The 21,193-nt window shown below is 69.9% G+C and carries 18 protein-coding genes; 15 read left to right on the top strand and 3 right to left on the bottom strand.

The window, feature by feature from the left end; all coding sequences use genetic code 11:
* Positions 1-188: 188 nt before the first annotated feature.
* A complete protein-coding gene (locus tag ASD84_RS04115; RefSeq protein ID WP_056706911.1) occupies positions 189-3,626 on the top strand; it encodes a M66 family metalloprotease in 3,438 nt (1,145 codons plus the stop codon).
* 58 nt (positions 3,627-3,684) lie between these two features.
* On the opposite strand, the gene ASD84_RS04110 is transcribed toward ASD84_RS04115, so the two are convergent.
* Positions 3,685-4,500: a hypothetical protein gene (locus ASD84_RS04110; protein WP_056706909.1), complete on the bottom strand. Its 816-nt coding sequence runs from the start codon at positions 4,498-4,500 to the stop codon at positions 3,685-3,687.
* Between the two features lie 160 nt (positions 4,501-4,660).
* Between ASD84_RS04110 and ASD84_RS04105 the strand changes: the two genes are divergently transcribed.
* On the top strand, positions 4,661-5,776 hold the full coding sequence (locus ASD84_RS04105; RefSeq protein ID WP_056706907.1) for a ferredoxin reductase: 1,116 nt from the start codon (positions 4,661-4,663) through the stop codon (positions 5,774-5,776).
* 28 nt (positions 5,777-5,804) lie between these two features.
* The gene (locus ASD84_RS04100; protein WP_056706905.1) at positions 5,805-6,992 is read left to right on the top strand and encodes a fatty acid desaturase family protein; all 1,188 of its coding nucleotides are present in this window, start codon (positions 5,805-5,807) and stop codon (positions 6,990-6,992) included.
* A 10-nt stretch (positions 6,993-7,002) separates the two neighbouring features.
* On the opposite strand, the gene ASD84_RS04095 is transcribed toward ASD84_RS04100, so the two are convergent.
* A complete protein-coding gene (locus tag ASD84_RS04095) occupies positions 7,003-7,929 on the bottom strand; it encodes a LysR family transcriptional regulator (RefSeq protein ID WP_056706904.1) in 927 nt (308 codons plus the stop codon).
* A 128-nt stretch (positions 7,930-8,057) separates the two neighbouring features.
* Between ASD84_RS04095 and ASD84_RS04090 the strand changes: the two genes are divergently transcribed.
* The 12 genes from ASD84_RS04090 to ASD84_RS04035 all read left to right on the top strand — a co-directional run bounded on the left by ASD84_RS04090 (position 8,058) and on the right by ASD84_RS04035 (position 19,908).
* Positions 8,058-9,413, top strand: coding sequence for an LLM class flavin-dependent oxidoreductase (locus ASD84_RS04090; protein ID WP_056706902.1), 1,356 nt, complete (start codon positions 8,058-8,060; stop codon positions 9,411-9,413).
* Between the two features lie 104 nt (positions 9,414-9,517).
* Positions 9,518-11,068 (top strand): ABC transporter substrate-binding protein, encoded by a 1,551-nt coding sequence (locus tag ASD84_RS04085; protein ID WP_056706900.1) that lies wholly within the window; start codon positions 9,518-9,520, stop codon positions 11,066-11,068.
* Positions 11,065-12,120 (top strand): ABC transporter permease, encoded by a 1,056-nt coding sequence (locus ASD84_RS04080; RefSeq protein ID WP_156391560.1) that lies wholly within the window; start codon positions 11,065-11,067, stop codon positions 12,118-12,120. Before ASD84_RS04085 ends, ASD84_RS04080 begins: the two co-directional genes overlap by 4 nt.
* Complete coding sequence (locus ASD84_RS04075) at positions 12,117-13,010, top strand: ABC transporter permease (RefSeq protein WP_056706898.1); 894 nt, start codon at positions 12,117-12,119, stop codon at positions 13,008-13,010. Before ASD84_RS04080 ends, ASD84_RS04075 begins: the two co-directional genes overlap by 4 nt.
* Entirely contained in the window at positions 12,994-14,034 is a 1,041-nt protein-coding gene (locus tag ASD84_RS04070) for an ABC transporter ATP-binding protein (protein WP_056706896.1), read from the top strand. Before ASD84_RS04075 ends, ASD84_RS04070 begins: the two co-directional genes overlap by 17 nt.
* Positions 14,031-15,107 carry an ABC transporter ATP-binding protein gene (locus ASD84_RS04065; RefSeq protein WP_056706894.1) on the top strand — a complete coding sequence of 359 codons (1,077 nt, stop codon included), beginning with the start codon at positions 14,031-14,033 and terminating at the stop codon, positions 15,105-15,107. The genes ASD84_RS04070 and ASD84_RS04065 overlap by 4 nt, the downstream gene beginning before the upstream one ends.
* Positions 15,104-16,255 (top strand): LLM class flavin-dependent oxidoreductase, encoded by a 1,152-nt coding sequence (locus ASD84_RS04060; RefSeq protein ID WP_056706892.1) that lies wholly within the window; start codon positions 15,104-15,106, stop codon positions 16,253-16,255. Before ASD84_RS04065 ends, ASD84_RS04060 begins: the two co-directional genes overlap by 4 nt.
* A gap of 3 nt (positions 16,256-16,258) precedes the next feature.
* On the top strand, positions 16,259-17,422 hold the full coding sequence (locus tag ASD84_RS04055) for a CaiB/BaiF CoA transferase family protein (RefSeq protein WP_056706890.1): 1,164 nt from the start codon (positions 16,259-16,261) through the stop codon (positions 17,420-17,422).
* Positions 17,419-18,033, top strand: a complete 615-nt coding sequence (locus ASD84_RS04050) for an enoyl-CoA hydratase/isomerase family protein (protein ID WP_162251487.1) — start codon at positions 17,419-17,421, stop codon at positions 18,031-18,033. Before ASD84_RS04055 ends, ASD84_RS04050 begins: the two co-directional genes overlap by 4 nt.
* Entirely contained in the window at positions 18,030-18,656 is a 627-nt protein-coding gene (locus ASD84_RS04045; RefSeq protein WP_156391559.1) for a cysteine dioxygenase family protein, read from the top strand. The genes ASD84_RS04050 and ASD84_RS04045 overlap by 4 nt, the downstream gene beginning before the upstream one ends.
* Entirely contained in the window at positions 18,653-19,369 is a 717-nt protein-coding gene (locus ASD84_RS04040) for an alpha/beta hydrolase (protein ID WP_056706887.1), read from the top strand. Before ASD84_RS04045 ends, ASD84_RS04040 begins: the two co-directional genes overlap by 4 nt.
* Positions 19,366-19,908, top strand: a complete 543-nt coding sequence (locus tag ASD84_RS04035) for a flavin reductase family protein (RefSeq protein ID WP_082573141.1) — start codon at positions 19,366-19,368, stop codon at positions 19,906-19,908. Before ASD84_RS04040 ends, ASD84_RS04035 begins: the two co-directional genes overlap by 4 nt.
* Positions 19,909-19,947: 39 nt before the next feature.
* Here ASD84_RS04035 and ASD84_RS04030 read toward each other — a convergent pair whose 3' ends face one another.
* Positions 19,948-21,168, bottom strand: coding sequence for an NAD(P)/FAD-dependent oxidoreductase (locus ASD84_RS04030; RefSeq protein WP_056706886.1), 1,221 nt, complete (start codon positions 21,166-21,168; stop codon positions 19,948-19,950).
* Positions 21,169-21,193 lie beyond the last annotated feature (25 nt).

Below are 21,193 nucleotides of genomic sequence, written 5' to 3'. Positions count from 1 at the left end.
TGAGCCAGATCGCGTCTTCCTTCATGTGAACGACCCGGAGGGGGTCGTTTCGGGAGTGGAAGGTCATACCGCGCATGAGTCCTTGGAGCCAGCGGTCAACGCAGTCCGGATCGACAGGGGAGGTCGAGGCGGGACCGTTCAGCCGTGGTCGCCTCCACCGACGAACGTCGATCCTCTCTTCGTGTGTCGTGACGGTGGCGCTCGGCGCCTCTCTCGGTACCGGCCTGGCCTCGTCGTACGGCGCGACGGGTGCCGACCGGGTGACGGCTGGGGCGGCACCGGCCGTGGCGACGGGCGATGAGCGGTACGACACCCCGGCCCAGCTCGGCTTCCACGACACCACCGCGACCGGCTCCGTGCGGGCACTTCGCAACGACCTGACCGGTGCCCTGGCCGGGCAGGTCGAGTTCGTCCAGAGCCACTCGGTGAACCCGTCCGGCAACGCCGCGCGGGAGATGCCGACGGTTGTCGCGCGTCGAGCGGCGCTCCTTCTGTTCTCACCGCTCGCTGCCACCGACGGGGTGACCGTCGTGGCCCGGCGCAACGGCCTGATCCTGGGAACGCTCCGGATGGCCCACCCCAATGCGCTGCCCCAGGGTGACCTGCCCGCGCCCAACGGTCGCAAGACAGTGCAGTACTCGTTGCGCGCGTGGTCCGTCGCCCTGCCGCAGAACTGGGTCCTGCCCGGCCTCGAGCTGAGCTTCACCAACTCCTCCGGCTCGGTCGGGACCCTGGCGGCCAGCGGCCTGGAGATCGCCGCTCCGACCGAATTGGTGATCAACAACATCCGCTTGGGGATGCTCACTGACGCACCCGTGTCGAATGGCCACGGCATGCTGCTGCGGCCGGCAGAAACCGGTACCGACTACTTCCAGACCATTCCGGTCTCGAAGCTGACCATCGCCAAGTACGACACCGTCCGTCTGGACAAGGTGATCGTCGCCTCCGGCAAGGTCTACGAGACACCCGGCACCAGCGACGGCACCGGCGGTGTCTACGACGGTGACATGCGCGAGAACGTCGCCAAGGCACAGGTGGCCACCGGCATCAACCTCGCCAACTTCGGCATCCCGAGCGCCCTGATGAACCAGCGCCAGCCCGGCACCTTCAACGAGCGGATCATCCACCACGCCGCCGGGAACTACACGAACGGCGTCCAGGGGCACGGCCTCAGCGGTGGCAACGGCATGGCCACGCTGTACGACTCGGTGGGCAACGAGCTGAGCCACGAGCTCGGGCACTCCTACGGACTGGGTCACTACCCCGGCATGGACAGCAGCAAGACCGGCGACGCCAAGGTCATCAACGCCGTCCACCACTCCGAGTCCGGCTGGGGGTGGATCGCCTACCGCAACCGGATGCGCTCCAACTTCATGCTCAAGGACTTCAAGCCGGAGGGATACAACATCGACGGGAACGGTGTCTTCAGCCAGACGTTCGCCGGTCAGTACAACTACGGCACCGACGCCATGTCCGGGGGCTGGGGCTCGAGCAAGATGTCGCAGTACACCCACCACACCGGCTACAGCGCCAAGCGCATCCAGGCTGGTTTGCGCACCGTCGTACCCGACCCGTCGTACCCGAGCGGCTATCGGGACTGGGACGCGACCAAGGGCGTCTACGTCGACGCCAAGGTCAAGGACCCGACGTTCAATCCCCCCGCCAAGCCCGTGAAGGCAGGCATCCCGGTCTTCACCTTCCTCGGCGGCTACAACCCGGCCAACACGGCTCAGACCGTGCTCTACCCCGCGTTCCGCAGCAACTACGGCAACACCTTCAACCTGCCCGCGCCCACCAAGACCTCGGGCACGCGAGAGTGCTGGCTCGACATCACCCTGAACGGCGGCCAGCACCGCGAGGTGCTCCTCGACAGCACGGACGGCGTCAAGCAGCTCAACGTCAACGTCGCCCAGTCCGACCGTCCCACCAACGCGAGCATCCAGTGCCGCAACACGTCGCTCACCACTCAGCTGGGCAACGCGATCGTGGTCCCGACCAACCTGCCGGCGATGGACCCGGCTGTGGTGATCGGCCAGGACGCCGGCTTCGAGGCACTCCGCAAGGTCGAGCTGGCCCAGCTGACGCCGGTGCTGGAGGGCCTGGCCGGTGCCAGCACGCCGGTGCTCTCCGCCACGGACATGCTCAAGCTGATGAGCTGGCAGGACAACCTGGGCGCACTCAGCGCCACGGCTCGGACGGTCGCCAACCGTGTCCTCGACCAACGCGCCCGAGTGACCACCGTGAACCGCTACCTCAACCGGTACGCCACCGCCTTGGCCGCGGGCAACTACGCCCGCAAGCGCGACCTCAAGCGCCTGCTCAAGGACAACGGTTTCGTCGAACCCTCGGGCACCGTCTTCCCGGCTGGTGGCAAGGTGCTGGTGGAGTCCAAGTGCCTCCATCTCGACAAGGCGACCACGACACCCGAAGCGTGGGTCACCCCGACCCCGGCCGGGTGTGCGGACACCGCCGCGTTCCGTTGGTTCGTCGACGCCCGTGGTGCGCTGCACAGCCAGGTCCGCCCGGACCAGTGCATGGCGGCGGGGTCTCCGGTCGCCATGGCCTCGTGTGACGCGTCGAGCTCCGAGCAGGAGTGGGTGTTGAAGGACGACGGTCACGTGGTGCGTCGCAGCGACCCGAACTCCGCGATGGACCTGTACCGAGCAACCAATCGGCCGGGCATGTACGGCTACGTGGCGACCGGATCGAACCAGATGTGGAAGACCTTCCCGGTGAGCACCAACCCACTGCTGGTGCTCATGGACGCGGCCGGCCTGCGCACCCTGGCGGCGCTCGACCTCGACCACCTGGCCGACGTCAAGGCTCCGGCGCTCACCCTGAGCACCCAGCAGAGCAGCAACGGCGGGGGTCTGTGCCCCGGCCCGCTGTCGGTGACTCCGCGGGCGACCGACGACTCCGGGGACCCCGTGAAGACCGAGATCCGCGTCAACAACGGCAAGTGGACGCCGTACTCCACGCCGGCACGGGTCGTCGGCACGACTGCGGTCGCCGTGCGCGGAACCGACAGCAGTGGCAACGTCTCGGCACCCGTGACCCGCACGTTCCGGCCGGACAACACCCCGCCGTTGACCAAGGCCGTGCTCAACCGCACCACCCATCGGGTCACGTTGACCGCGACGGATGCCCAGTCGGGCGTGGTCCGGATCCAGCAGCGACTCGGCAGGTCGAGGACGTGGACGAGGTACTCCGCCCCGATCAGGGTCAGCGCCACCGACACGGTGCACTACCGGGCCATCGACGCGGCCGGACTTGTCGAGGTTGCCCAGACACTGAAGGTGTCGGCCAGCAGGCGCACCTCCACCACCGTCGTGAGGGCGAGGACGTGCGTCCAGGCGGGCGAGCGCCTCGGGCTTCACATCGATGTCCGTGGCGTCCGCGCCGTCAGCGGCAAGGTGAAGATCCGGGTCGAGCGGATCGGCGGCAGCGGATCCGTGTTCGTCACCACCAGCACCGTCACCCGAGGCTCGAATGCCTCGAGCGGAACAGCGGTCGCGGTGGTTCCCGGAAGCCGCCTGCGCGCCGGTACCTATCGCGTGAAGGTCGTCTACTCGGGGAACGCCCGCGTGAACAGGTCCTCGGGCAGCCTCCGCTTCACTGTCCGCTGAGAGGACCCTGCCGAGGGGCAGGCGAGCATCCCGGTCTGATCGCGGCGTACGGCGGCCGTCAGTCCTCGTTCGGGACGAAACGCAGGCTCAGGGAGGGCGCGGCCTGAGCAACGCCATCAGCGGGGTCCTCCCAAGGCGCCTCTTCGAGGAGCGCATCACGGATCAGTGCCAGCGCCTCCGGACTGGGGTGTCGGGCCAGCAGCCCGCGTCCGGAAACGGGCGCGCCCACGTTTCCGAGGGCGGCCCAGAGGTCGTTGTAGATCCACTGCACGTCCATCCGGTCGACAGGAGAACCGTCTCCGCGCCGCCAACCCAGGGCCTGCAGCAGGTCCGCGATCTGTCGGGTGTCGACGTCGCCGTCGGTAGCGAGGTGCAGCAGAACCAGGATTCCTGCGACGTCGTCGAACTGACGGCGGGACGTGACGAGGCGATCTGCGAGGTGGCCCCACAGAAACGCAGGATCCGAGCGGGCGCGCTTGCCGGCCGAGGTCAGGAGCAGCTTGCCCTTCTGTTTGCGCAGCAGGCCCGCACGCTGGACCGACTCCCGGAAGTGGAGCACCGGCTGGGTGTGGCTCTCGCGTTCGACTGCGAAGCGCCAGTCCTGCATCAGGGGAAGGTGGTCGGCCACAGCTCGTACGACGGCGGGACGCAGGTAGCCGGCCGCGGTCAGGTCCAGCCCGTCGGCCGCCCGGTCGAGCAGGAACCGGTGCGCACCGAGGGCCTCTCCCAGGTCCTGCCCGGTGGGGCTGTCCTGCGTCTCGGCCAGCCGGGTGGTCCGGTCCGTGAGCTCCCGCGCGTGGGGAGATTCGCGCAGCTCCCCGAGGATCCAGGCGAGTCTCGGCTCGAGTCGGAAGCGGCGGTGGTGCAGAACCATGGGACCGAGGATCTCATGCGCGAGAACGCCCGCTGAGCGAGACTGAAATTCAGTGCACGGCCGTGCACTGTATCGAGCATCACGTCGAGTATTGCTTGGCACGGACGCCGTCATGGCCTACGTTCGTCAGTGCACACTTGTTCACTGAAAGGGGCCGGGCATGTCGCTCATCGCTCAGAAGCTGACGTCGTCAGTGATTGCTCGTCGCGTCCTGAACTCGTCCTTCGCCGCCGCGATCACGACGCCCCACGGCGTCGATCGGTACGTCGAGATGCTCGACCCGCTGTGGTCCAGCAGCGAGATTCGGGCCGAGGTCACCGCCGTCGAGCGCAAGACCGCCGACAGCGTCACCCTGACCATTCGGCCGAACAATCTCTGGACCGGCTTCAAGGCCGGCCAGTTCGTCAAGCTGTCCGTCGAGATCGACGGCATCCGTCGTACCCGCTGCTACTCGCCGGCCAACTCGCAGTTCCGTCGCGACGGTCACCTCGAGCTGACCGTCAAGGTCGACCCGAACGGCCTCGTCTCGCCGTGGCTGCTGGCCAACGCGGAGCCGGGCATGGTCGTCCAGATCTCTCAGGCGCAGGGTGAGTTCCACATCCCGCTGCCGCACCCGCGCAGCATCCTGCTGATCAGCGGCGGCTCCGGCATCACCCCCGTGATGTCCATGTTGCGCACCCTCACCGAGCGCGCCTACATCGGCAAGGTCACCTTCCTGCACTACGCCTTCACCGAGGACGACGTGATCTACCGCGAGGAGATCGCCGAGATCGAGGCGAAGTACGAGGGCGTCCGCATCGTCCGCGCGTACACCAACGCCGACAACGGTGACCTCCAGGGCTTCTTCAGTCGCGAGCACCTCGTCGCGGCGGACAAGCACTACGCCGAGGCCGAGACCTACCTCTGTGGCCCGATGCCCCTCATGGACGGCGTCCGCGCCGTCTTCGAGGCCGAGGGCCTCTCCGACCGGCTCCACCTCGAGCAGTTCGCGGCGCCGACGCGCACCGTCGCCACCGACGAGGCGACCGGCACCCTGGTGTTCGGCGCCTCGGAGATCGAGGTCGAGAACAACGGCCAGACCATCCTCGAGCAGGCCGAGGCCGCGGGCCTGACGCCGGACTACGGCTGCCGGATCGGCATCTGCAACACGTGTGTCTTCAAGAAGGACGCCGGTACGACGCGCAACGTCCTGACAGGCGAGATCAACAGCGACGAAGACGTCAACATCAAGACCTGCATCTCGGCGCCCTGCGGCGACGTGTCCATCGCCCTCTGACCCGACCCACCGACCTCCGGGAGAACTCATGACCATCACGCAGGAAACCCCCATCACGACCGGCCCCGCCGACATCAAGAAGGCCAAGAAGCTCAGCCCGGCCAAGATCGAGGCCTTCGGCAAGGAGCTCGACGAGCTGCGCGCGCGCATCGTCGCGGACCTCGGCGAGAAGGACGCGGCGTACATCCGCGACATCGTCGGCAAGCAGAAGCGCCTCGAGCTCGCCGGGCGCGGCCTGCTGTGGGCCGGCTGGTTCCCGCCGGCCTGGGTCGCCGGCGTCACCGCCCTCTCCCTGTCGAAGATCATCGACAACATGGAGATCGGCCACAACATCATGCACGGCCAGTACGACTTCATGAACGACCCGCAGTACACCTCGAAGAACTTCGACTGGGACAACACGATCCACGCCGACAGCTGGCTGTACACGCACAACTACGTGCACCACACCTTCACCAACATCATCGGCAAGGACCACGACGCCACCGGGTACGGCGTCATGCGCCTGACCGAGGAGCAGCCGTGGCACCCGATCTGGCTGCTGAACCCGGTCTTCTGCGGCCTGCTGCAGACGTTCTTCCAGTGGGGCACCGCGATCCAGGAGCTCGAGTCCGAGAAGTTCATCAAGGGCGAGAAGACCTGGCGGGAGATGGTGCCGGGCCTGCGTCGCTTCCGCGACAAGGCCGGCAAGCAGGCGCTGAAGGACTACGTCCTCTTCCCGCTGCTCTCGGGTCCCGGTGCGCCGTTCACCTTCGCGGGCAACGCTGCCGCCAACCTGGTGCGCAACCTGTGGGCGTCGTCGGTCATCTGGTGTGGCCACTTCCCGGAGGAGGTCGAGACCTTCTCGATCGAGGAGACCGAGGACGAGAGCCACGCCGAGTGGTACTACCGCCAGATCCTCGGCTCGGCGAACTTCACCGGCGCGAAGTGGATCGACGTCCTCTCGGGCAACCTCAGCTTCCAGATCGAGCACCACCTCTTCCCGGACGTCCCGGCGTACCGGTACAAGGAGATCTCGGTCGAGGTGCGCGCGCTCTGCGAGAAGTACGACATCGCCTACCACGAGGACTCGATGGCCAACCAGCTCCTGAGCGTCTGGAAGAAGGTCTTCAAGCTCTCGCTGCCGGACAGCTTCTACACGGAGTCCAAGAAGGCCGGGATCGCCGAGATCGTCACCTTCCCGATGCGCAGCAAGAAGCAGCGGGCCGCCGCCTGAGCGACGCGGTTCATGCGGTCGTCGCAACACCTCGAGTCCGAGGAGTTGCGACGACCGTGTCGTTTTCGTCGTTGTCTGAGGGCAGGACGTTCGCCATGCCCTCGAGCAGCGGCCGGAGCACCCCTGCTGTCGCCTGCGCGACGCCTGCCGGCAGGCCTGGCCGCGCGCAGACGTGGAGACGGATCGGCTCCGGGGCGGGCAGGTCGTCGCGACGGACCAGGCCCGCGGGTGTCTGGCCGAGGGTGGCCATCAGGGCGACGCCGACGCCCGCGCCAACGGCCGCCTGGACGCCGGCGAGCTGCGTCGCCTCCGATCCGATGATCGCGGGCACGCCATGGCTGGCGAGCGTCTCGAGGGCGCGGCTGCGCAGGGCGCACGGGCTGTCGAAGGCGACCACGGGCAACGGGTCCGGTGCGGCGGGCGGGCTCCAGGTGGGGGAGGAGTACCACGCGAGCTCCAGGTCTCCGACCGGAAGCGCCTGGGGGTCGTTCGCGTTGAGCATCAGGGCGAGGTCGATCGAGCCGGCGGCGAGGCCCTCGCGAAGCCGGTTGCCGCGGTCGATGCGGAACCGGAAGCCGAAGGCGCCCTTCTCGTCAAGTGCGGCGGCGAGCGCGGGGAGGAGCTGGGCGGCGGCGTGCTCGGTGGAGCCGATGGTCACCTGCTCGACCCGCTCGACCGAGAACGCGCGCAGCGTGTCGTCGTGGGCAGCAAGGATCTGACGGGCGTGGCCGACGAGCTGCTCGCCGCTGGCGGTGAACCGGGAACCGCGACCGTTCTTCTCGACGAGCCGGGTGCCCACGACGGCCTCCAGGCGTCGTACGTGCTGGCTCACGGCGCCCTGGCTCAGGTGCAGATGGGTGGCTGCGCGCTGGAAGCCGCCGCAGTCGGCAATGGCGACGAGGCTGCGCAGCGGCCCAATGTCCAGCAACTTGGTCATAAAACAAGAGTAACCGTGTTCGATCACGCCGCGTGATCGGTTCGGATCATGAACCCTCCTTGGACCCGTCCTTCAAACTCCAGTAGTTTGATAGACAAACATCGAGTCAACCGAGGGAGCAGGCCGACATGGCGTCGAAGCGGGAGATCCACCTGGGCGCGGTGCCCTACGGCACCGGTGGTCCGGGCAGCCACACCCTGTGGCTGGACCCGGAGATCCCGGGCGACGCGAGCGTCGACGTCGCGTGGTTCACGGAGATCGCCCAGCTGGCCGAGCGGGGCCGTTTCGACCTGCTGTTCATCGTCGACAGCCAGTTCATCACGCCGTACTCGCCGCCCCACTACCTCAACCGGCTCGAACCGCTGACCCTGCTCAGCGCGCTCGCCACCCAGACCAGCCACATCGGCCTGGTCGGCACCGCGACGACGAGCTTCAACAGTCCCTTCAACCTGGTACGACGGCTCGGCTCGCTCGACCTGATCAGCCGTGGTCGCGCCGGCTGGAACGTGGTCACCACGGGCGACGCGGGCACGGCGACCAACTACGGGCTGGACGAGCACTACGACTACGACACCCGCTACGGCCGCGCCCAGGAGTTCGTCGAGCTGGCCCGGGCCCTGTGGGACTCCTACGAGGACGACGCCTTCGTCCGTGACCGCGAGAGTGGGGTCTTCCTCGACCGCAGCAAGCAGCACGTCCTCAACCACGAGGGCGAGCACTTCAAGGTCCGCGGACCGCTGAACCTGGTGCGCTCGGCGCAGGGCCACCCGGTCGTGTTCCAGGCTGGCGACTCCGACCAGGGCCGCGACCTCGGTGCCAGCGTCGGTGAGGGCATCTTCACCCACGCACCGGACATCCCTTCCGGCCAGGCGTTCTACGACGACATCAAGACCCGCGCCAGGGACAGGTTCGGGCGCAACCCGGACCACCTCGTGGTGATGCCCGGCATCAAGGTCGTCGTCGGTGACACCGACGAGGAGGCCCGTGAGATCGAGGCGTTCAACAACGACCGCGATCACACCTTCTCCGCCGCGCTGGCGGAGTTCGGACGAGCGTTCGGCTGGCACGACTTCACGCAGTACGACCTCGACGCGCCGTTCCCGTCGGAGACCCTCGAGCACGGGCGCCGGTCGTTCTTCACCCAGGCGAAGGCCGTCACCGAGCGGGCCGTCGAGAACGGCTGGACCCTGCGCCAGACCGTCGAGGCCACGCGCTACTTCCGCAAGAGCGAGTTCGTCGGTTCGCCGACGACGGTCGCCGACAAGCTCATCGAGTGGTGGGAGGCCCGCGCCTGCGACGGCTTCAACGTCGGCGTCGACCACCCGGCCAACTTCCGTCGTTTCGTCGACGACGTCGTACCGATCCTCCAGGAACGCGGCGTCTTCCGCGCCGACTACGAGGCAACGACCTTGCGTGGGCATCTCGGGTTGCCCGTCCCGGTCAACCGTCACACCGCGGCCCGCACGGCCGACGTGACGGCCTGAACCCCGGGCGTCCGGCCGCACCCGCCGGGCGCCCGGCTGCAGTCTGCAGCACCTCCGCACCACCTCCGCCCAACCGACCCACCCCATCCCGAAAGCAGATCCCGATGTCCTTCCGTTCCCGTCCGCCTGCCACGAACCTGAACCGCCGTACCTTCCTGGGCGCCAGCCTGGGTGCGGGCCTGATCGTCGCGCTCGAAGCCTGTGGCGGTACGTCGTCCGGTACTGGTTCCGCGAGCGGCTCGGGCACCATCAAGTGGGCCTGGCAGCTGCCGACGACCTGGGACCCGGTCACCTCGTCGGCCGGCTCCGACGTCCAGATGCTCGCGCTGGCCTATGACCCGATCACCGCGCTGGACCAGCAGGGCAACGCGATCCCGTGGCTGGCCGAGTCCTGGAAGTACGACTCCTCGGGCAAGAAGGTCACCTTCACCCTGCGCCCGGGCCTGAAGTTCAGCGACGGCAGCCCTCTCGACGCCACCGCCGTGGCGAAGTCGATCGAACGCGGCCGCAGCCAGGACGGCTCCCTCATCGCGCCGCAGATGAAGACGATCAAGAAGGTCTCCGCCTCGGGCGCCCTCGACGTCGTCGTGGAGCTGAAGGAGGTCGACTACCAGTACCCGCTGTTGTTCGCGGGCAAGACCGGCATGGTCGTCAACCCCGCGGTGTTCGAGAAGGACGCCGCGTCGCTGGCCACCCAGCCCGCCGGCTCCGGCCCGTTCCAGGTCACCAAGTACACCCAGAACGATCACGCCTCGGCGAAGAAGAACGCGAACTTCTTCGCGGCCGACGAGATCAAGGTGGATGCCTTCGAGCTCTATCCGCAGGCCGACCCGGCCACCGCGGTCGCTGCGGTGCAGTCGGGCCAGTACAACCTCGCGCGGATCGGCGGCGCCCAGGTGAAGCAGGCCAGGGATGCCGGGCTCGACGTACAGATCCTCGAGTCGATGTTCGTCAGCGTCCTCGACGTCCACGCGGGCAAGGCGCCGTTCAACGACCCGGCCGTCGTGGAGGCGCTGAAGTTCGCGCTGGACCGCGAGAAGATCAAGGAGGTCGCCAACTTCGGCATCGGTGACGTCAACTACCAGCCCTTCCCGCCCGGGTACGTCGGTTACAACCCCGAACTGGCCGAGGTCTACGCCCACAACCCCGACAAGGCGCGCCAGATCCTGGCCGATGCCGGCTACCAGGACGCCGTCCCGGCCACGCTGACCAGCTCGGGCTTCGCGCCCGCCGCCGTCGAGCTGATCCAGGCGCAGCTCAAGGAGGTCGGGATCGAGGTCAAGATCGAGACCATCCCGCAGACCCAGCACACCCAGCTCGTCTACATCGAGCACTCGAAGGCGCTGGCCTACGACGGCTTCGCCGGACGCGAGTCCCCGGTGCAGGCCTTCCAGGTGCTGTTCGGGGCCGAGGGCCTGATGAACCCGAGCCGACAGTCGAACCCGGACCTCGAGGCCCAGCTGAAGAAGGTCAAGGAGACGCCGACCGATGACCCGGCCTACCCGGCGCTGCTCCAGGAGGCGACCCGGATCGCGGTCACCACGTATCCGAACACCTTCCTGTACCTGACGCCCTCGATCATCGCGCGCAAGGGTGTCTCCGCGTTGCCGAAGTCCCCGAGCCTGCGCCGCTTCGAGGGGGTGTCCACGTCGTGAGCGTGGCCGCTCCCGCCCGGCCGGTGGCCCTCACGGCCACCGGTCGCGGGACGGTGCCCGCCGTCGTACGACGGAGCGCGCCGTGGTTGCGGTCCCTGGCCGGCGTCCTCGCCGTCACGGTCACGGTGCTGTTCCTCGCGTCGGTGATCACCTTCGTGCTCGGCGCGCTCAGCGACAGCAACCCTGCCGCAGCGGCGCTGGGGGAGACCGCGACGCCGGCGGACATCGACCGGCTCAACCACGAGTTCGGGCTCGATCGGCCGCTGGTCGTGCAGTACTTCAGCTGGGTCGGCAACGGCCTCACAGGGGACCTCGGCAGGTCGTGGTTCACGACCGTCCCGGTCACCGACAGCATCCGGGCGGCGCTGCCCGTGGACCTGTCCATCGCGGCCCTGGCCCTCGTCCTGGCGCTCGTGATCGGCGGTGGCGCCGGGATCGGTGCTGCGCTGAGCAACGGCGGTGTCTTCGACCGGGCAGTGACCCTGGTGTGCTCGCTCCTGGGGACGCTGCCGCCCTTCGTCATCGGCATGGCGCTGATCGTCGTGTTCTCGGTCAAGCTCCAGCTGCTGCCTGCCGGCGGGTACGTGCCCGTCCAGGACGACCCTGCGGAGTGGCTCCGCTTCTCGATCCTTCCGGGCCTCGCGCTCAGCCTCGACGTCGCGGCATCGATCGCCCGCCAGCTGCGCACCTCGTTGACCGGGGAGCTGCGCGAGAACTACGCGGTCGGTGCCGAGATGCGCGGATTCGGCCGCCGTCGGGTGCTGTTCGGGCACGTGCTGCGCAATGCAGCCGGCCCGACGCTGGCGGTGATCGGGCTCGCCATCCCGCTGGTCATCGGCGGCGCGGTGATGACGGAGAAGCTCTTCGGGCTCCCCGGCGTCGCCCAGCTCGCCCTGCAGTCCGCCGAGCGCGGCGACGTCCCGGTCGTCCTCGGCACCCTGCTGGTCACGGCCGTCGTGGTCGTCATCGCCAGCCTGGTCATCAACGTGCTGCAGACCCTGCTCAACCCGGTCGCCCGGCGCGGCGACGGCACCGCGGGAGTGGCGCGATGAAGACCCTCGTCGCCCTGTGGCGCGTGCCGAGCGCACGCCTGGCCCTCCTCGTGCTGTTCGGTGTCGGCTTCCTCGCGGTCTTCGGGGGAGCGCTGGCTCCGCACGACCCGCTCCAGCAGTACACCGACGAGGTCCTCCAGGGCCCGAGCGCGCACCACCTGCTCGGGACGGACTACGTCGGCCGCGACGTGCTCAGCCGACTGATGGAGGGCACCCGTCTCTCGGTCGTAGGCGCCGTCGAGGCCGTGCTCATCGGGGGACTCCTCGGCGTGCCGGCCGGCCTGGCCTCGGCGTGGCTGGGACCGCGTCTGGAGTGGATCACCCTCCGGACCAGCGACACCCTGGTGGTGCTGCCCTTCACGGTGTTCGCCATCGCCGTGGCCGGCACCCTCGGCAACGGACTGCAGCAGGCGATGGTCGCGATCGGCGTCCTGATCAGCCCGGTCTTCTTCCGTGTGACACGTGCCGCGACGCTCGGCCTCCGCAAGGTGCAGTACGTCGAGGCGGCCGAGCTGATGGGCGCCACCGAGTGGTGGACCCTGCGCCGCCACATCTGGAGCAAGGTACTGCCGAACGTCGCGGTGACCGCCGCCCATGCGACCGGATCCGCCCTGCTCGTGGTGGCCTCGCTGGCGTTCCTCGGCCTCGGCGTCACTCCGCCGGCACCGACCTGGGGCGGAATGCTGTCCTCCGACCTGGGCTACCTCGCCCAGCAGCCGTGGGCGCCCGTCTTCCCGGCGCTGCTGATGATGGCGACCGTCGGGTCCCTGAACCTGCTGGCCGACGCGATCCGCGACGCCACCGGCGCCACCGCGGCTCCCCGCCGCCGTACCCGGCCCGCTGTGGCCGCCGCTGCCCGAGAGGAGCGTCCCGATGTCGTCACCGTCTGAGGAGAACCCGGTGCGGACCACCCTCGAGGTCGCCGACCTCCAGGTCTCAGTCGCCGGCGGGCTGGTGGCCGTCCAGGACGTTTCGTTCGAGATCCGTCGCGGTGAGTCGGTCGGCCTGGTCGGCGAGTCCGGCAGCGGCAAGACGCTGACCTGCCGCGCGATCCTCGGGCTGCTCCCCGCCACCGGCCGGATCGACGGCGGCCGGATCGTGCTCGGCGACGGCGCCGACGCGGTGGAGCTCACCGGCGCCCGGCGTTCGACCTGGGACCAGGTCCGTGCGGTTCGGATCGGTGCGGTGTTCCAGGACCCGGCGTCGTACCTCAACCCCTCGCTGACCGTCGGCCACCAGCTGGCCGAGCAGCTGCGGGTCAAGGGCAGCCTGTCGCGCCGGGCAGCGCACGACCGCGCCGTCGAGCTCTTCGACGAGGTCGGGCTGCACGACCCGGCGGGCGTCTTCCACCAGTACCCGCACCAGCTCTCGGGCGGCATGTTGCAACGCGTGCTGATCGCGATCGCGGTGTCGTGCGAGCCCGAGCTGCTGATCGCCGACGAGGCGACGACGGCACTGGACGTCGTGATCCAGGCCGAGATCCTCGCCCTGCTGCGTCGGCTGCGCGACACCCACGGACTGTCGCTGCTCCTGGTCACCCACGACCTCGCTGTCGTCGCCGAGAGCTGCGACCGGATCCTCGTCATGTACGGCGGCCAGGTGGTCGAGAGCGGACCGACCGATCAGGTGCTGCGTGACCCCCGCCATCCCTACACGCAGGCATTGATGGGGGTAGCGACGATCGGCAGCTGGCACCGGCGCCGGCTCGACGTCATCCCGGGCCAGCCGCCTGCGGCCGGCGAGGAGATGCCCGGTTGCCGCTTCGCGCCGCGGTGCGCCCACGCCACGGCCGCGTGCGAGAGCGGGCCGGTGCCGGTCGCCGATCTCGGGGGCGACCGGACGAGCCGTTGTGTCCTCGCCGGACACCTTTCCCTCAGCCCACGAGTGACCACAGGACAGGAGGTACCGGCATGACGACCACCCAGGAACGCCCGCTGACGACGGCCACCACGCCGGATCCACCGCCCTTGTTGAGTGTTCGTGGCCTGTCGGTGTCCTACGCGCCGCCACGCAAGGGCACCCACCTCGGCACCGGCGCCGCGCTCGTGGAGGCCGACCTCGACATCCGACCCGGCGAGATCGTGGGCATCGTCGGCGAGACCGGCTCGGGAAAGACCACCCTCGCCCGGGCGACGGTCGGCCTGGTCGCGCCCGCCGCAGGGACGATCGAATTCGCCGGAGAGGACATCGGGGGACTGCGTGGCCGCGCCCGCCGGGCGTTCCGCCGCTCCGGGCAGGTGCAGCTGGTCTTCCAGGACCCGCTGCGCTCGCTGGACCCGGACCTGACGGTCGCGGACATCGTGCGGGAGCCGCTCGACATCGCCGGCACGCTGTCGCGGACCGAGCGCCACGAACGCGTGCGTGAGTCGCTGCGCCTGGTCGGCCTCGAGCCGGACGAGGTCCTGCAACGCCGACCGCGGCAGCTCTCCGGCGGCCAGCGCCAGCGGGTCTCGCTGGCGCGGGCCATCTCGACCCGACCCCGGCTGCTCTACTGCGACGAACCGGTGTCCGCGCTGGACGTCTCCAACCGCAACCTCGTGCTCAACCTGCTCGAGCAGCTGCGGACCGAGCTGGACCTGGCGGTCGTGATCATCGCGCACGACCTCAGCTCGCTGGCCGGGATCGCCGATCGCGTCGCCGTCTTCTACCGCGGCCGGATCGTCGAGCAGGGACCGATCCGCGCCGTGCTCGAGCACCCCGCGCATCCCTACACCGCGCTACTCACGGCCTCGGCGCCCAGCATCGGCGACGAGGACCGGCTCCGTCCTGACCAGCTGAAGCCGGCTCCGGACGCGCGCGTCTGGCCGGCCGACGGCGTCTGCGTCTTCGCCCAGCGCTGCCCGTTCGCCCACGACGCCTGCGCCGACCAGCCCGCGCCTGCACCGCTGCCGGACACGCCCGCGCGGCTCGCCGCCTGTCACGACGCCGTCACCTGGCGCGACCGCCTCTCCGCACGCCCCCATGAAGATCGAAAGGCCACCCCATGACCCACGACCCCCGCTACCACGACGTCGAGATCCTCGGCATGATCGGCACCGCCGACGCCTCCGAGATCCGGCCCGGGAACGCCGCAGTCGTCGACGCCGAACACACCGCCCGCTTCGCCAGGGCGCACGAGGACGGTGGATTCGACCGGGTCCTCATCGGCTACGGGTCCGGCTGGGCCGAGGGCAGCCAGGTCGCGGCGTTCGCCGCCGCGCACACCGAACGGCTCGGCCTGCTCGTCGCGCACCGGCCCGGCGTCGTACACCCGACGCTCGCGGCGCGGACGTTCAGCACGCTCGACCAGTTCAGCAAGGGTCGGGTCGCGCTCAACATCGTCACCGGCAGCAGTGACGTCGAGCAGCGCAGGGAGGGCGACTACCTGCCGCACGACGAGCGCTACGACCGCACCGACGAGTACCTCCAGGTGCTGCGCTCGACGTGGGACACCAAGGGGCCGCGCGACTTCGAGGGTCGCTACTACCGGTTCGAGGGCGCGACGCCGCAGGTCTTCCCCCACGAGGACCGGCACCTGGAGCTGTTCTTCGGCGGCAGCTCCCCGGCGGCGTACGTCGTCGGCGGCAAGCACGCCGACACCTACATGTTGTGGGGCGAGCCGCTGAAGGAGACCGGCGAGCAGATCGCGACCGTCGCCCATCGGGCCGCTGACGCCGGGCGGGTCCAGCGCCCGCGGGTCTCGGTGTCCTTCCGGCCGATCCTCGGCAACACCGACGCAGCGGCGTGGGAGCGGGCGCACGGCATCCTCGACACGATCAACGGCGCCGCCGGCGCGCAGTTCAAGCAGAAGGTCGGGCTGCTGCACCCGCAGGGCAAGGCGCCCGAGAACGCCGGGTCGCAGCGACTCCTGGCCGTGGCCGAGAAGGGCGACCTGCACGACCGCTGCCTGTGGACCCCGACCAGCAAGGCCGTCGGCGGTGGCGGCAACTCCACCGCACTGGTGGGCTCGCCCGAGACCGTCGCCGCTGCGATCCTCGACTACGTCGAGATCGGCGTCGACACCGTGCTGATCCGCGGCTACGACCCGCTCCAGGACGCCATCGACTACGGCCGCGACCTGCTGCCGCTGGTCCGGCAGGAGCTCGCGCACCGCGCCGCCACCCGTCGTACCGACACCGAACCGGCGGCCGTCTGAGCCATGAGGCCACTGGAAGGAGTGCGGGTCGTCGAGCTGGCGCACGTCGCCGCCGGGCCGTTCACGGGCATGCTGCTCGCGGACCTCGGCGCCGACGTGGTCAAGGTCGAGCCGCCGGGCGGGGACCAGATGCGGGCGTGGCCGCCCTTCGCCACGGAAGACGACGGGAGGGGCGGCGAGGAGCGGTTCAGCCACAACTTCGCGTCGGTCAACCGCAACAAGCGGTCGGTGGTGGCGGACCTCAAGGACCCGGCCGACCTGGCTCGCGTGCGAGAGCTGGTCGCCGCCGCCGACGTGGTGGTGGAGAACTACCGCCCCGGCGTGCTGGACCGGCTCGGGCTCGGCTACGACACCGTCCGCGAGGGCCATCGCGGCCTGGTCTACTGCTCCATCTCGGGCTACGGGCTGACCAGCCCGTACGTCGACCACGGCGCCTACGACGTCGTCATCCAGGGCATGTCGGGGCTGATGAGCGTGACCGGCGAAGTGGACGGTGACCCGGTCAAGGCGGGCGTCCCGGTCGGCGACTTCACCGCCGGTCTCTACGCGGCCTACACGATCGCCGCCGTGCTGCCCCAGGTCCGCGACAGTGGTACGTCGACCCGGCTCGACTGCCCGATGCTCGACTGCCTGCTCGGCGTCTCCGCGCTGCAGACCAGCGAGTACTGGGGGAGCGGGGTCGAGCCGCGCCGGCTCGGCACGGCCCACCCACGCAACGCGCCGTACCAGGGTTTCGCGGCCGCCGATGCCGCCTTCACCGTCGCTGCCGGGAACGACCGGCTCTGGGCAGCGGTCGCCGAGGTGGTCGGACTTCCCGGGCTCGTCGAGGACCCGCGCTTCCTCCACCAGGTGGACCGGGTGCGCCACCAGCACGACCTCGAGGCGCTGCTCCAGGCCCGCTTCGCCGAGGAGAAGCGGGACCACTGGATCACCGCCCTGCGGGCGCGCGGTGTGCCGTGTGGACCGGTCAACGCCTTCGGCGAGATCCTCGCCGACCCGCATGTCGAGGCGACCGGCCTGGTCGGCACCGTCGACGTCCCCGTCGCCGGGCCCACGCCGACCGTCGTCTTCCCGGTCCGGGTCGAGGGCCTGACACCCCGGCTCGACCGGGGTGCACCGCGCCTCGACGCCGACGTCGACGTGTACGACGAATGGTCGGCCCGATGAGCATCCGCATCGCGCGCGGTGACGTCTGGACGGTCACCCTCGACCGCCCGGAACGGGCCAACGCCCTCTCCGCCGACCTGGTCGAGGCACTGCACGACGTTCTCGACGAGGCCGCGGACGCGCGGCCCGAAGCCCTGGTGCTGCGCGGCAACGACCGCCACTTCGCGGCCGGCTTCGACCTCGGCGGTCTCGGCGACGAGACCGACGCATCGCTCGCGCACCGGTTCCTGCGGGTCGGGCTGTTGCTCGAGCGGCTGATCGCGGCGCCGTACCGCACGGTGGCCGTCGCGGACGGTACCGCCGTCGGGGCCGGGGCCGACCTCGTGCTCGCCTGTGACCACCGGCTGGTGGACCCCGCGGTCACCCTGCGCTTTCCCGGCTCCGCGTTCGGTGTCGCGCTCGGCACCGTGCGCAGGGCTGAGCTCGGCTCCGCCCTGACCACTGGTGTCCCGGCGTCCCTCGCCGACGTGCTCCGCGCCGAGCCGCCACCCCGGCCGCCCCACGACACCGACGCCGAGCTCGCGGCGCTCGCCCGTTCGGTCGCCGTACCCGGCCTGCGCAACCGGATCGCGGCGTACGCCGCCCCCGTCCTCACCAAGGAGACCGCATGACCACCCAGCAGCAACCCCACCCCCAGCACGAGCAGCAGATCGTGCCCGTCGCCACCGAGGTCCCCGAGCTGGCGGCGTTCGCGCACCGGCTCGAGCACCTGATCGCGCAGGGGCTCGACGAGCAGGCCCTGACCGCCGCGGTGCGCGACGACCTCGAGGCGACCCTCGCCGCAGGCTTCGAGCTGTCGGCAGAGGTGACCGCACCGGACCCCGAGCGCTACGTGATGTACCCGCTCCACGTCGCGGCCGACGGTTCCTTCTCCATCGCCAGCGCGGTCTGGAATGTCGGCCAGGGCACCCCCGTGCACGGACACGAGACCTGGGGCGTCGTCGGGATCTTCCGCGGCGTCGAGGTGGAGACCCGCTTCGAGAAGCCGACCGCGCCCGACCTGCCCCTCGTCGAAGAAGGCACCGACGAGTGGAGCGCGGGCCAGGTGACGGTGTGCTGCACCACCGATGACGACGTGCACCAGGTCCGCTGCGGTGGCGACGAGCCCGTGGTCGGCATCCACGTCTACGGCGCGGACATCGGCACCCTGCCCCGTCGTTCCTACGACCCCGCCACCGGCGCCGTCCACTGGTTCACGTCCACGTGGGCCCACACCGAGAAGAGGGACCGATGACCGTGACTGCCTGGAACGAGCCTGCCGGCGGGACACCCCGCGGCACCCTGGTCGTGCTGCCCGGCCGCGGCGAGACCGCCGCGTCGTACGAACGATTCGGGCGTCGACTGTCCGCCGATGCCTGGCGGGTGCGGCTGGTTCCGGTCGACCTCGACGACCTCGACAGTGCACGGGTGCAGGTCGAGAAGCTGCTCGTCGACGAGTCGCTGCCGGCACCGAAGGTGCTCGTGGGTGCCGATTCCGGCGCGACCCTCGCCGCCCTGCTCGCGCCGGTGCTGCCGGTGGACGGCGTCGTCGTGGCCGGCATCGCACTGCCCGGATCGACGGGCGTCGACACGTGGGAGGAGGAGATCGAGGCGCGAACGGCGTGCCCCGTGCACCGTCGCGTCATCGCGGAGGACGAGGGGTTCGCCCGGGGAGGGTTGAACCAGCCCCTGCCCTGGACCTCGGTCGAGGTCGCTGCGCCGGGCAAGCCCGTGCTCGTGCTGCACGGGTCATCCGATCCGGTCACCTCGCCCCTCGAGGCCCTCGCCGTGTACGGCGGCGCGCCGGACGTCCGCGTGCGGCTGGTCAGTGGCGGTCGGCACGACGTGCTCAACGATGCGTCGCACCGTTCGGTGGCTGCCACGATCGTCCTCTTCCTGGAGTCGTTGAAGCTCGGCCCGGAGCTGCCCGACGTCGTCAGCGAGCCGGTCTCGAGCGCCGCCCGTTGAGCACCCTCGCCGCCAACCTCCCCGGCAGCCTGACCACCAACCAGGACCTCGACCCCGACCGGCTCCGCGAGGCCTTCGGGTTCTTCCCGAGCGGCGTGGTTGCCGTCGCTGCCGAGATCGACGGGCGGCCGATCGGGCTTGCCGCCAGCTCCTTCACGTCGGTGAGCCTCGACCCGCCGCTGGTCTCGGTGAACCTCGCCGTGGCGTCGAAGACCTGGCCGGACCTGCGCCGGGCACCGCGGCTCGGCGTCACGGTGCTCGCCGACCACCACGCCGCCGTGTGTCGCCAGCTCGCCGGTCCTGTCGACGAGCGGTTCGTCGGTGTCGCCCACAGCACGAGCGAGGCGGGGGCCGTCACCCTGGACGACGGACTCGTCCGGTTCGACTGCACCGTCTATCGCGAGGTCGACGCGGGCGACCACGTCCTGATCCTGCTCGAGCTCCACACCGTCGACCACGTCGGGCTGGGCACGGAGCAGGGACCGCTCGTGTTCCACCGCAGCGGGTTCGAACGGCTGGACCGGACCGGACGCCCTTGACCGGTGCGGGTCGGGTTCACCGTGGTGCGGCGCTGATGCTCATCGGTCGCTCCCTGCCAGAGCCGGCCCGGCAGCGGCTGCCGACGCGGCGAAGATCCTGCCGACGTTCTCCTCGGAGAAGTAGTCGGCGGGCGACACCGCTCCTGAGATGACGCTGACGAAGCCGTCCATGGCCTCTTGGTTCCCCTGAACCGCGCCGAGGAGCTGTTGCATCTCCGGTGGCGGCAGCTCGAGGGTGGCGAGCTGCGCGGTGAATTCGTAGATCGGCAGGTCCTTGGTGTCGCGCTCGTGGTGCCAGGCGCCCATGGCTTCGTCGAAATCCTCGCCCTCGCCGAGCCAGCGATGGATCGCGTCGGTGCATCGCTCGGCGTCGAGGAAGGCGTCGGTGATGCCCTGCCCGGTGATCGGGTCCTTGTTGTACCCGGCATCCCCGACCAGTGCCCAGCCGTCGCCGTACGGCTGGCGGAACCAGCTCGGCACTGATCCGCCGAGGAATGGTGATTCCCGCTTCGCCGTCGCCACGCGCTCCGCGAACTCCGGCGCCATCTGAAGGGTCTTGAGGAAGTTGCCCTCGACGTCGGCCTTGTAGGCCTGCGCCTCGGCGTACGGCCAGCCGGCGACGATCATGGTCTGGCCGTCGTTGGTCGGTGCGCACGCGAAACCCCGGTCGGGTCGGATGAAGATCTCGAACTGGTCGGTCGGAAGCCCGCTGAAGTAGGCGTAGTAGGAGTACTGCAGGCGCGGCTTGGTGTTGTAGTCCACGGCGTGGACCGCCTTGGCGACGTGGCTGTTGCGGCCGTCGGCGCCGATCACGATCCGGGCGCGGTCCTCGCGCTGGCCGCTGCGAATCCCGACGACTCTGCCGTCCTCGATGAGGAGCTCATCGACGTTGTGGTCCTCGCGGACCTCGACGCCCGCCGCACGTGCACCGGCCACGAGGACTGCGTCGAGCACGGTCCGACGTGGGGCGTAGGCCGTCGTCGTGCCCTCGACGGGTTCGCTCGTTCCGCTGATGACGACCGGCCCGAAGTCCAACCGGTACCTGGTCATCGCGGGGCAGCCCGATTCGAGCAGCGCGTCGAGCAGTCCCCACCGCTTGAGCGCGGCCACGCCCGGAGCGTGGATGACATGCGTCGACAGGGTGTCGCTCGGGAACGTCGCGCGGTCGACGGCGAGCACGCGGTAGCCCTTGCGGGCAAGCAGCATGGCCGTCGGCGAACCGGCGGCGCGGGCTCCGATGACGATGGCGTCGTAGGTCATGGTCTTCTCCTCGGTGCGGTTGTGG

It is taken from the genome of Nocardioides sp. Root682, from assembly GCF_001427795.1.
In the GTDB taxonomy this organism is placed as follows: domain Bacteria; phylum Actinomycetota; class Actinomycetes; order Propionibacteriales; family Nocardioidaceae; genus Nocardioides.
The sequence above is the reverse complement of the archived record's forward strand: the minus strand, read 5'-3'. Positions and strand labels throughout refer to the sequence as shown.

What these genes read in the sequence shown, in the direction of transcription:
- ASD84_RS04045 (WP_156391559.1), top strand. Translation starts at nt 18,030, where the DNA reads ATGACCACCCAGCAGCAACCCCACCCCCAGCACGAGCAGCAGATCGTG.
- ASD84_RS04075 (WP_056706898.1), top strand. Translation starts at nt 12,117, where the DNA reads ATGAAGACCCTCGTCGCCCTGTGGCGCGTGCCGAGCGCACGCCTGGCC.
- ASD84_RS04095 (WP_056706904.1), bottom strand. Translation starts at nt 7,929, where the DNA reads ATGACCAAGTTGCTGGACATTGGGCCGCTGCGCAGCCTCGTCGCCATT.
- ASD84_RS04030 (WP_056706886.1), bottom strand. Translation starts at nt 21,168, where the DNA reads ATGACCTACGACGCCATCGTCATCGGAGCCCGCGCCGCCGGTTCGCCG.
- ASD84_RS04055 (WP_056706890.1), top strand. Translation starts at nt 16,259, where the DNA reads ATGAGGCCACTGGAAGGAGTGCGGGTCGTCGAGCTGGCGCACGTCGCC.
- ASD84_RS04100 (WP_056706905.1), top strand. Translation starts at nt 5,805, where the DNA reads ATGACCATCACGCAGGAAACCCCCATCACGACCGGCCCCGCCGACATC.
- ASD84_RS04060 (WP_056706892.1), top strand. Translation starts at nt 15,104, where the DNA reads ATGACCCACGACCCCCGCTACCACGACGTCGAGATCCTCGGCATGATC.
- ASD84_RS04110 (WP_056706909.1), bottom strand. Translation starts at nt 4,500, where the DNA reads ATGGTTCTGCACCACCGCCGCTTCCGACTCGAGCCGAGACTCGCCTGG.
- ASD84_RS04065 (WP_056706894.1), top strand. Translation starts at nt 14,031, where the DNA reads ATGACGACCACCCAGGAACGCCCGCTGACGACGGCCACCACGCCGGAT.
- ASD84_RS04105 (WP_056706907.1), top strand. Translation starts at nt 4,661, where the DNA reads ATGTCGCTCATCGCTCAGAAGCTGACGTCGTCAGTGATTGCTCGTCGC.
- ASD84_RS04050 (WP_162251487.1), top strand. Translation starts at nt 17,419, where the DNA reads ATGAGCATCCGCATCGCGCGCGGTGACGTCTGGACGGTCACCCTCGAC.
- ASD84_RS04040 (WP_056706887.1), top strand. Translation starts at nt 18,653, where the DNA reads ATGACCGTGACTGCCTGGAACGAGCCTGCCGGCGGGACACCCCGCGGC.
- ASD84_RS04070 (WP_056706896.1), top strand. Translation starts at nt 12,994, where the DNA reads ATGTCGTCACCGTCTGAGGAGAACCCGGTGCGGACCACCCTCGAGGTC.
- ASD84_RS04090 (WP_056706902.1), top strand. Translation starts at nt 8,058, where the DNA reads ATGGCGTCGAAGCGGGAGATCCACCTGGGCGCGGTGCCCTACGGCACC.
- ASD84_RS04085 (WP_056706900.1), top strand. Translation starts at nt 9,518, where the DNA reads ATGTCCTTCCGTTCCCGTCCGCCTGCCACGAACCTGAACCGCCGTACC.